This is a genomic window from Bacillus sp. JJ864 (assembly GCF_036963045.1).
GTDB lineage: Bacteria > Bacillota > Bacilli > Bacillales > Bacillaceae_G > Bacillus_A > Bacillus_A pseudomycoides_C.
Genome location: NZ_JBALLY010000145.1, coordinates 1 through 9,905 on the forward strand (window position 1 = coordinate 1; position 9,905 = coordinate 9,905).

18 protein-coding genes and 1 pseudogene are annotated in these 9,905 nt (G+C 33.5%); 14 read left to right on the forward strand and 5 right to left on the reverse strand.

Annotated elements, in window-relative coordinates:
* The 3 genes from V7024_RS19730 to V7024_RS19740 all read right to left on the reverse strand — a co-directional run.
* Positions 1–296: hypothetical protein (locus V7024_RS19730; protein ID WP_335523015.1), on the reverse strand; the 296-nt coding region annotated here is incomplete at its 3' end.
* Positions 277–1,095, reverse strand: coding sequence for a hypothetical protein (locus V7024_RS19735; RefSeq protein WP_335523018.1), 819 nt, complete (start codon positions 1,093–1,095; stop codon positions 277–279). The genes V7024_RS19730 and V7024_RS19735, both read right to left, overlap by 20 nt.
* Before the next feature lie 183 nt (positions 1,096–1,278).
* The gene (locus V7024_RS19740) at positions 1,279–1,662 is read right to left on the reverse strand and encodes a helix-turn-helix domain-containing protein (protein WP_335523020.1); all 384 of its coding nucleotides are present in this window, start codon (positions 1,660–1,662) and stop codon (positions 1,279–1,281) included.
* A 149-nt stretch (positions 1,663–1,811) separates the two neighbouring features.
* On the opposite strand from V7024_RS19740, the gene V7024_RS19745 reads away from it, so the two are divergent.
* The 5 genes from V7024_RS19745 (at position 1,812) to V7024_RS19765 (ending at position 3,610) form a co-directional block, all read left to right on the forward strand.
* Positions 1,812–1,994 carry a helix-turn-helix transcriptional regulator gene (locus V7024_RS19745; protein ID WP_335523022.1) on the forward strand — a complete coding sequence of 61 codons (183 nt, stop codon included), beginning with the start codon at positions 1,812–1,814 and terminating at the stop codon, positions 1,992–1,994.
* Between the two features lie 43 nt (positions 1,995–2,037).
* Positions 2,038–2,286, forward strand: a complete 249-nt coding sequence (locus tag V7024_RS19750) for a hypothetical protein (RefSeq protein WP_335523024.1) — start codon at positions 2,038–2,040, stop codon at positions 2,284–2,286.
* A 90-nt stretch (positions 2,287–2,376) separates the two neighbouring features.
* A complete protein-coding gene (locus tag V7024_RS19755) occupies positions 2,377–2,964 on the forward strand; it encodes a sporulation sigma factor-processing peptidase (RefSeq protein ID WP_335523025.1) in 588 nt (195 codons plus the stop codon).
* A gap of 13 nt (positions 2,965–2,977) precedes the next feature.
* A complete protein-coding gene (locus V7024_RS19760; RefSeq protein WP_335523028.1) occupies positions 2,978–3,199 on the forward strand; it encodes an RNA polymerase subunit sigma in 222 nt (73 codons plus the stop codon).
* A 180-nt stretch (positions 3,200–3,379) separates the two neighbouring features.
* Positions 3,380–3,610, forward strand: coding sequence for a hypothetical protein (locus V7024_RS19765; RefSeq protein ID WP_335523029.1), 231 nt, complete (start codon positions 3,380–3,382; stop codon positions 3,608–3,610).
* An 11-nt stretch (positions 3,611–3,621) separates the two neighbouring features.
* On the opposite strand, the gene V7024_RS19770 is transcribed toward V7024_RS19765, so the two are convergent.
* Complete coding sequence (locus tag V7024_RS19770) at positions 3,622–4,002, reverse strand: DUF2513 domain-containing protein (RefSeq protein ID WP_335523031.1); 381 nt, start codon at positions 4,000–4,002, stop codon at positions 3,622–3,624.
* A 187-nt stretch (positions 4,003–4,189) separates the two neighbouring features.
* On the opposite strand from V7024_RS19770, the gene V7024_RS19775 reads away from it, so the two are divergent.
* From V7024_RS19775 to V7024_RS19815, 9 genes are all read left to right on the forward strand, one after another.
* Positions 4,190–4,474 (forward strand): hypothetical protein, encoded by a 285-nt coding sequence (locus V7024_RS19775; protein ID WP_335523035.1) that lies wholly within the window; start codon positions 4,190–4,192, stop codon positions 4,472–4,474.
* A gap of 100 nt (positions 4,475–4,574) precedes the next feature.
* A complete protein-coding gene (locus V7024_RS19780; RefSeq protein ID WP_335523038.1) occupies positions 4,575–4,751 on the forward strand; it encodes a hypothetical protein in 177 nt (58 codons plus the stop codon).
* A gap of 1 nt (position 4,752) precedes the next feature.
* On the forward strand, positions 4,753–5,694 hold the full coding sequence (locus V7024_RS19785; protein ID WP_335523041.1) for a DnaD domain-containing protein: 942 nt from the start codon (positions 4,753–4,755) through the stop codon (positions 5,692–5,694).
* Complete coding sequence (gene dnaB, locus V7024_RS19790) at positions 5,691–7,019, forward strand: replicative DNA helicase (protein ID WP_335523043.1); 1,329 nt, start codon at positions 5,691–5,693, stop codon at positions 7,017–7,019. The genes V7024_RS19785 and dnaB overlap by 4 nt, the downstream gene beginning before the upstream one ends.
* Before the next feature lie 38 nt (positions 7,020–7,057).
* Positions 7,058–7,420 (forward strand): cell division protein SepF, encoded by a 363-nt coding sequence (locus V7024_RS19795; protein ID WP_335523045.1) that lies wholly within the window; start codon positions 7,058–7,060, stop codon positions 7,418–7,420.
* An 81-nt stretch (positions 7,421–7,501) separates the two neighbouring features.
* Positions 7,502–7,693, forward strand: coding sequence for a DUF3954 domain-containing protein (locus tag V7024_RS19800; RefSeq protein ID WP_090911784.1), 192 nt, complete (start codon positions 7,502–7,504; stop codon positions 7,691–7,693).
* An 80-nt stretch (positions 7,694–7,773) separates the two neighbouring features.
* Positions 7,774–8,091: a hypothetical protein gene (locus tag V7024_RS19805; RefSeq protein WP_335523049.1), complete on the forward strand. Its 318-nt coding sequence runs from the start codon at positions 7,774–7,776 to the stop codon at positions 8,089–8,091.
* A 49-nt stretch (positions 8,092–8,140) separates the two neighbouring features.
* Entirely contained in the window at positions 8,141–8,878 is a 738-nt protein-coding gene (locus V7024_RS19810) for a hypothetical protein (RefSeq protein ID WP_335523050.1), read from the forward strand.
* Positions 8,879–8,921: 43 nt separating this feature from the next.
* Positions 8,922–9,269 carry a hypothetical protein gene (locus tag V7024_RS19815; protein ID WP_335523053.1) on the forward strand — a complete coding sequence of 116 codons (348 nt, stop codon included), beginning with the start codon at positions 8,922–8,924 and terminating at the stop codon, positions 9,267–9,269.
* A gap of 176 nt (positions 9,270–9,445) precedes the next feature.
* Here V7024_RS19815 and V7024_RS19820 read toward each other — a convergent pair.
* A pseudogene (locus tag V7024_RS19820) lies at positions 9,446–9,905 on the reverse strand (collagen-like protein); the annotation flags it as partial.

Genomic DNA, 9,905 nt, shown 5'->3' on the forward strand with positions numbered 1-9,905 from the left:
GCTGTAATGTCATTAATATAACCATCACCAATATCCTCAATAAAAAAATATTGTGAAGTCTTTAAAAAGAAACAATTAATATAATGTGAAAATGGAACATTCATATAACTTCCATTTTTCTTAGTGCTTAATAAATATTCGTCATTAATATGCATTACAACATGAAATAGATTTTTTTCAACTTCAAAGTAATGAAATAGATTTAAGTCCTCTTTCTTAGATAAAAAGGACCGTTTTATTTTGGATAATTTAAGGAGTTTGTCAGGATTATTAACATTAAGTAGTTTGAATCGCATCATATATCCCTTCTTTTTTTAATTGGATTAAGGTTTTTAACAGTTGAATAATAAAAGGTTGGATGTAAACATTTCGGTCTTTAAGAGGGAATTGATTTTCCTCAATAACAATTCTATTTCCATCTTTATATAATTTAACTGTTACGTACTTAGGACAATTTTTTGCCTCATAAGGAAATTCAAATTGTATATGAGACATTTTACCATGACTTTGGTATAATTCGTCTACTGTTGATATAGATGTGTCATTGGATGGATCAATCTCATATGAAAGTCTTTTAGTAGGGTCCCCATATTTGTCTATACGTTCTAATTTCGCTGCAGTCCATTTGTATTCCTTTTTTATTGCTCTAATCAATTTATCATCGATTCTAAAAGTTGAAGTTTTAAAGTTAAGAGACCCAATTAAAGCTTTCACATTTCCCTTCGCATCCTCTTCGCTTGATGTTGCAAATTTCATAATTAAATGGCTGTTGTCTGTAATCATTATGGAAGAAGTAATAAAGTATTGATGTTTCTTTCTGGCTGTTTGAATGGTTCCGTTAGTAAGTTTTGTTTCATTAAAGTAGCCAAGGCTACCTTGTGAGGCGCAGTAACTATTAATGAAATTAACTTTTTCAACTTCTTCAAGTGAAGTATTCATAAAGCCTTCACTTGTAATGTTTCCTTCTGAATCACAAATAGCAGTTTTTTTTGACATAATTACTTTTAAGTCTTCTAAAAGTAATTTACCATTTTCTGTGATAAATAAATTCAATTGTTCAGCTGTATCTAATGTATAAATATTTAAAAATAACACGAATGTCGCCTCTCCCTACATTTCATAGTGTACAAATGTAATTTTATCTAAATATAAAGGTTTAATAAGCCATATTGTTTAAAAGGTTGCATCCTAAATTTTGATTATATAGGAACAATTAACCAGTGATGTGTTAAATAAAAATACGCCAGTTAGCGCGTATTTATTATTTCACTTATTTAATTAGTGCTGCTTATCCCCAGGTCCACGATTCTTTTCTTTGTTTTTAATAAACTCCCAAAATTGCCTAAGTTCTTCTTGCTTTTCAGGAGAAGCATCTTTAATATCTTTGAACCAAAGCCCAAGTTCAGGATCGTTAAGTGTCTTTTCTAAATTGTGATCAATTTCATTCTTTTTAGTAAGCACAGATTCTTCACTAAGGAGAAAATCTACAGAAACGCTAAAATAGTTTGCGATTTCAAGTAAACGTGATTTTCTTGGTAAACGATCATCACTATTTTCGTAATGTGTTATAGAAGAACGAGGGATATTTAGTTTAGCCGCTAATTCTTCTTGGGAAAGTCCCCTAGACTCTCTAAGTTTTTTTAATTTCGCAGAAAATGCCAAATTAATCCCTCCTTTATAGGTAAAATTTTAACATGATATGTTCGTAAAAAAAACAGTGCGAAAAACGCACGAAATGATTGACACGTTCGTTTAAGGAACGTATTATATGATTATAAGGTGCGAAAAACGCACGTAAGGGTGGTGAAGAATTGAATAAGATTACCAATTTAAGAAAAGAAAAAGGTATAACCCAAGAAGATCTAGCATTAAAAGTTGGAATAACGAGAGCTTATCTTTCAAATCTAGAGAATGAAAAACATAAACCATCTTTAGATGTAGCTTTAAAAATTGCAGAAACATTAGAAAGTACAGTAGAAAAAATTTTTAAATAAAAAGTGCGAAAAACGCACGATTGATTAGGGAGTAGGTGAGAAAATGTCAGTAATTCAAATGGCCGTACCAACAGATCAGCAGCATAAACATATAAAAAGCACTTCAAGAGGTGACACCATGAGCCAACAAGAAGAATATGCAGCGACTTATGAATTTGGAAAAACGAAAGTCCATGTTGTGGCTCCTGAACCTAAATCGCAAAAGGATATTGATAAAATCCTTCAAGCATATTACAAGGCTGGTTGGGACATCATCAAAGAAATGCAAGTGAAAGAAAACACTGAGGAATAGCTCCTCTCTTTTTACATAAAAAATAGACAAGTTACGTATGTACTAAATTTATTGTAACCATTTGAAAACTAAATATGGAGGCGAACAAATATGGGAACAAGCATATACTGCAATTCAGCAATAGGGGAATTGTTACAGAATGCTAGAGAATGTTGTGACAATGTCCATCTGAAAACTAAGAAAGGACTATCTAAGTATCTTGGTATTACACATGAACGATTAACCCGTATTGAATCTGGACTTTCTAAACCAGAATTTGAGCTTGCGATGGATTGGTGCCATGCAACAGGGGCAAAGTTGAATCAACAAGCGATTAAACATATTTATGGTGTTGGTTTACCGCCTACAGATCCACGTTTAACTCAAGATTTGAATTTACAATTGATGAATTACATTAAACAAGCTGAAGAGGGGATTGTGGCAGCAAAGGAAATTATGAACTTGCAAGTTACAACAAGATCATGGCAGCTCGATGAAAAGAAGAAACACGAATACGCAGTTCATGCAAAGGAAATCTTCGATACAATCCAAGCTACTCAATGTGTAGTGCAAGCTTTGGAACAAGTGCATTTTGGCATTATGGAGCAAATACAAAGAAGTTGGTTGCAAAAGGCTATGGCAGAAAACGTTATTATTCAATCGGTGGATAGCTTAATGACTTTAACAAAAGTGCTGTAAAGGAGGAAGAAAAATGACAGTAGATTATAAGAAACCAAGTTTAAGAGAATATAAGGAATTAATTCGCTATGATGCAAAACTAACTGGTGAAATCAAAATAGCGAAAATATTTGGTGATGATGTAAAGTCAGTTGAATTAAAGCAAGAGAAGAAGTTAGTGGGTATTCGAATCAAAATCATCGAAGCATCATTCACTTTAAAACATAAATGGGCAAAAGAAAAAGCTACCGCCTAGGAAACAGTAGCTCTAAATATATTCAACAAAGTAATTATAACATTTTATTATTCATTCGGACAAGCACTGTGCTTGTCGTTACAACCAGAAAGGGTTGTTACTCTCTATCGCCTTTAAAGATCCCTTTCTGGTTGTAACGATGCGTACAGCATTAATAAAAAGAGAAAAGAGGTGAATTGATTGGAGTATCATGTTCCGGAAGTAAATAAACAAAAATATGTACATATCTCGATTGCAAATTATGAAATTAAAAACCCAACATCTTTTGATATTAGGAATCTAAAAGGAAAAGGAAAAAGTCATTTAACACTGGCCTTAGTGTTTGATAGCAATGACTATTCTCCAGATAAATTCACACGTTTTTTTAATGCATTTAATAAATTTATTGATGAGTTTAATACAAAAAGCTAATCGGTGACTAGTTATCTTAATCCGAATTTCTGTTTTAGATAACTAGTTGCCAATGATGACATGATAGAAATAGAAGCACTTGACAATGAACCTACAGCATTTTTAGTTTTTGACCATATTTCATTGTCACGAATAGTATCTAAGAACTGGTGACCATTCCATGATATTGAATCAACCGATAAATGGAATAGTTCACCACTAGCGTATTTATAGCTTCCATTTAAATAGCTAGCTTCGAGTAACTTTGAAAAACTATAAAATGTGTCATCAAATCCATGTTTTGATACGGTATCTAGATTGTTGAAATGCGGTAATAAAAAATGGTCATTAATAGTAAGTTTTTCTTCTAATTCAAGAAGAAGATCTCTTACACAGTCTTGGTTTAGTTTCATGGATTAACATCTCCCTTCAAGGGAGATTATACCAAAATAATAGATTTTGAGATATTTCTATGAAATTCGACAAGCACTGTGCTTGTCGTTATGACCAGAAAGGGTTGTTACTTCATCCCCTTAAAAAACTCTTTCTGGTTGTAACGATGCGTACAGCATCAATTTAAATAGAAAAGGGGTGTGATTCATGATACATGAATGCGATCGCCTTCATGATCTAGTTCTTCCAGGAGACTTTTCATTTGCGAATAAACTTCATAACTGTATGACTGCATGTATTCATAACATGTTTAATGCAAAATCAGCCGAAGAATCAAATCGCTGGGAAGAAGAACTGGATCGATGCATGAAAGAATTTAAAATGCTTCGTGATGCAAAAGAAGAACATGAGGTATCTAAAAGCTATCGTGTGGTGATAAAGGGGCTCCAAGCGAATGGAGTTAATGCTTCTTTAGTGAAGCGGAAGAAATAAAAAATCTATTACTCGGCAAAGTGATAGATAAATAGCTTTCAAAAATTAAGTTAGGTTAATTATACCAAATTAAACGCTGGATAACAATGGAGGGTGTTGCATGCTTTTAGACAAGAAATTACATAGAGTGTTGCTGAATCCTAAGATATTTCAGCAATCGGCATCAAAGCAACATCTCATTCATTTAGTGCAGCAGTATCTTGCAAAAGGATATAAGAATTATCGCTTATTACATATAGAAGATGGATTTGCGATATGTAAACAGGAGGATGAATAATATGGCAGTTTATAGAAATATTCAAATTACATTTTGGCAGGATTCATTTGTATTGGATCTTACTCCGGAAGAAAAGTATTTTTATTTGTATCTTATGACGAACAACAAAACGTCACAAAGCGGAATTTATGAAATTCCACTACGCGTTATTGAAATGGATACAGGGTATAATCGCGAAACTGTCGAGAAATTGTTGGAACGTTTCGCTGAGTACGGGAAAATTAATTACAACAAAAGAACAAAAGAAATTATGATACTCAATTGGCTAAAATATAATCCGGTTTCTAATATCAATATCGAAAAATGTATTTTGAAAGAATTGGAATTAATTAAAGATGAAGAGTTTTTGCTAGATTTTTATGAAAATTGTTTGGAATTAGAACGGACAAAAGGATATAAAATCGGACTTATCAAAGAGCACTTCCAAAGACGTTTTAAGGAGCTTGAAAGGGGCTTCGAAACACCTATGAAGAAAAAAGAAAAAGAAGAAGAAAAAGAACAAGAAAAAGAACAAGAAGAAGAGGCCGACGAAGTTGTTGAAGTTAATCCAATTTCTTTTTACGAGCAAAATTTCAGTGTTAGCATTTCTCCTTTTATTGCAGAAGAAATTTTACAGTGGGTCGATGATCTTAACTCAGGGCTTGTTATTAAAGCAATGAAAATTGCCTTAGAAAAAAATATTAAGCATATGACCTATGTAAATAGCATTTTACGAGATTGGCATGATAAGGGTTTTAGAACTGTTGAGGAAGTAGAGGCAGCTGATAAAGAGTTTCGTGCTAAACGTGTAACGCAAATGCAAAAGCAACCAGTTTACCAACAAGCAGTTATGTCTCAAGCTACTAAGCAAGTGCTACAGCAGCAAGAGTCTTGGCAACAAAATGCGCCTACTGATGAAGAACTTGCAGCGCTTAACAAACAGAACGGATGGATGATGCAATGAGTAACGAAATCATTCGCAATATAGAAGCCGAACAAAGTGTTTTAGGTAGCATCCTTCTTGAAGGTGATTTAATTAAAGATTGCCAGTTAAGAGAAAAACAATTTTCACATCCAGCACACCAAATTGTTTTTAAGGCTATGAAGGAATTAGATGATGCTGAGAGTCCGATAGATCTTGTGTCGTTAATTGCTAAATTTGATGAAACATTTATCCAGCAAATTGGTGGTGTAGAGTTCTTTGTTAATTTAACTGAGGTAGTTTCAACAACGAAGAACTTTTCTTATCACGAAGGTCTAGTTATCGAAGCTTGGAAGATGAGGCACGCTCAAGAAGTAGTTGTCGATTTATATAACAATCTTAAAAATGACAAGGATATTAGCGCGATTAGTAACACAATTGATGAGTTGAATGCCATTGAGGAGACGGGCTATGCAGGTGAATTTGATTTAAGAGGAACTCTTGTAGAGTTATATCAAAAAATGCAGATTGATGTTGGTGATTTAACAGGAATAAATACTGGTTACAATGACTTGAATAGAATGACCTCTGGATTACAGGAAGGTGATTTAATCATTGTTGGTGGACGTCCATCTATGGGAAAAACCGCATTTGTGTTAAACATCGCGTATAATGCAGCAAGTTCAGATGCAGCGACAGGAATATTTTCACTAGAGATGGGAGAAGAACAATTGCTTAAGCGTATGATCTCAAGCGCTGGAAACGTTGATGCAACAAAAATGAAGAACCCTAAAAAACTATGTAACATCAAGGACTGGGAAAAGATTAGTCAAGCGATGGGACTAATTAATAACTTGCCGCTAGAAATATATGATAAGCCAAATGTAACAATGCAAGAAATTTATGCAAAGACAAGAAAATTAAAACGTAAATATCCAAATAAAAAAGTATTAATAGCAATCGATTATTTACAACTTATCGTTGGTGATCCAAAGCATAAGGGAAACCGTATGCAAGAAATTGGTGAGATTAGCCGCAAGTTGAAATTGATGGCCAGAGAATTAAAAGTTTGTGTAATTGCATTATCACAGTTAAGTCGTGCTGTTGAAAATAGACAAGATAAGCGGCCGTTGTTATCTGATTTACGTGAGACTGGACAAATTGAGCAAGATGCTGATTTGATTGCATTCCTATACCGTGAAGATTATTACGATGCAGAAACAGCTAATAAAAATGTAACTGAAATTATTCTAGCTAAACAGAGAAACGGCCCGGTAGGCGTTGTAGAACTGGCTTTTATTAAAGAGTTTAGTAAGTTTATTAATCTTGAAAGTAGATTTGATAACGAATCTAGGCAGGAAGCATAGTGATGTTGTGATGATGAGAAGAGAAAAGAGTGAGACACATGCCAAAGCAGTTAACAATCTTTGATGTGGAACGAGTATCTGAATTTAATATTAAGAGAGCCAAAGTTCAATATTCAAGCTCTCAAGTGCGTTATGCAGATGTAATCGTTCAAGTTCCACGTGGAGCTAAAGCGATGGATGAGTTAAAACAAACAACCGCATATGACGCAAAGTACGAACTATTTGAGGATTATACGATTGGAATTTGGCGATATAAACGAGCGGAAGATAAGCGGTTTGATTGGGAAAAAGCTGAAGAATTATGTAAGCAAGCAAGGGATACTAAACAAGCGATTCCAATTCGACTTTACTTATCAGTAGAACAAACATTTATCCCAGAAGATGTTGTGCAGTATTTATGAGATTACACAAAATAAAAAAAGCCGAGATCACTCTCGATTTACTTCGACAAAGTAATTATAGCATATATGGGAGTGATTTCGGTGGGGATTATTAAAGAAAATATTGCAGAAATGAAAGCTGAAATAGATTTAAAAGAAAACAAGATTTATGTAGTAAAAGATGGACAAATCCATAAGATAGATCCACCGAACAGTGGACATGGTGAACAATCATTTGTATATAAAAATGGAAAAGTGACTCGTGTTGATGAGCGAAAAACACAGTTACTTTGATACCAATTTTGAAATTCCTCACAAATGGGGAAAGGTGATTAAGACCAAATTTGAATTTTGTACAGAAATGGGGAAGAAATATGAAAAAGTTTGAGTGTAGGGTAACTCGTGTAGATAAATTTGTTATTGAAATAGATGAAAGTAAGATGGATGCAAGTTGGTTAGAAAACTTTAAAAATAATTTTTATAACATTGAAGACTTAAAAGGCCATGCAGATATGATTGCCCAGTATAGAGCTAGGTTTGGTCATGAGTGTATTGAAGGCTATGGCATCCCTTTAGAAAGCGGAAAACTTCCAATTGGAGTTGCTAAAGATGATTGGAGAATCTTTGATGCCATCAATATCCAAGTGGTAAGTGAAGACAATGATTGTGAAGTTGAAGTAGAAGAAATTTAAATAAGAGCGTTATTAGAATACAAAACAAAAAACTAAGGGAGCGATAAAAATGAATTTAGAAAATAACATTAAAGACGTGATTAGCAAGAAATTAGTGGATGGTACGGTTGAAAGATTAATTGAGGAACAATTAGAAAGAGGTATACAGAACGCATTGGAAAATCTATTTCGTTCTTACGGAGATGTAACAAAGATTATTGAAGAAAAAGTGAAATCCGTTATGGTTCCATATCTAGAAAACTACGATTACTCAAATTATGTCACTAAATTAGACAGCGTACTAGTTGAGGTTCTGAAAGGTTCAGCGCTAGAAAATAAACAACTACTAAGTAATTTTCAGGAGTTAATGATACCAGCAGCTGAAAAAACAATTACGGTAACAGATCTGTTTGAGAAATGGAAAGAGTATGTTGAACAAAATGTAGAAACAGATGGATTAGAAGTTGATCATGATGATGAACCAACGTATGAGTATGTGGACGTTAGATTTGAAGTGGATGAGGATGAAGGTAGAGAATGGAGTTCCTTTAAATATGCAACCTTAGTGTTTGAATGTGATCATGATGAAAAGATGAGCTTTGCTCTTCGATTATCTAAATGGAAGGAAGAAAATGAAGGATGGGATATGCAATACGATAAAATTCCAGACTTAAAATCTTTAAGACATTTAAATTCTTTTGAAATGTTACTAATGAAGTTGAAGCAAAATGGAACAAAGATAATTCTTGATGAAACATATGACAATGATTCTGTTCAACCGGAAGAAAGACCAGAACTATCATATTAATCTTTAACAAAATAGTTATTTTGGAGAAAAGGGAGAGATTGAAATGATTAAAGAAAAAACACTTAAAAGTAATAGATATAAATTTAAACATATGGACATCGAAGTTTTAGAAAGAGATGGCGAAAACGTATGTGCATTTAGTGCATCATTTGTCCATGTTGAACTTAACGGGAAGATTAGTCCTGGATTAATGGAAGTAAACAAAACTCTTTGGGATCAGTACTCAAATAAGCGTCCGAAAGGTTTCTGGGTATTAAGAACTGTAAGGAAAGATGACGGCACAACAACCACTGTACTTGTATCAGATAAATGGTTTTATGAAACACTTTCGTCAGAAGAAAGTGCGGAATTTGAGAAGCGACTAGATAAAGAAATCGGTGTTAGATCATAATAAAATCCTTATTTTAATCAAAATGAAAAGAGCATGCATAAAAACTGTGTTGTGCATGCTTATAGAGATTAGAGGGATATTTATGCTACAAAAAAGGTTTAAATGTAACCTTAATCTCATAATCCAAAAAAGCTACGTATAGTAGCTTTTCTTTGTCCCGTTTCTAGTTCAATTAATCATCCTACCTGAAAAATACTTATACTCGCAGATACAGCTGTTAAAGAACCTCCATCATTATTTGAGAGAGTGATAGTACTAGCTGAAGAAATATTGTTTACTAAGGTTAATGTTGAAGGAATAGCTGTTACTGTAAAAGCGACAGTACCTTGATTTAGGGTATGGGGTGAACCTGTTCCATATCTTCCGCCTGAAATTGGTGTCCCGTTTAATGCAAAGGAAAATTGATTTTCACGAGTAGCCATTAATTGAAACTCTGCTACATATGTCCCTATTGTATTAATTATAATATTTCCAGTACCTGCTATATGAGTAAGAGCAGTTCCTATTATAGGTCCATTTGTATTAAAGGTAACATTACCTCCTACTGAAACTGATTGGTTAGTAGTATCAAAAGTATATAGGTAGTTTGTTAATCCTAATCCGGCAGGCCCAGTAGAACCAGTAGCGCCAGTAGAA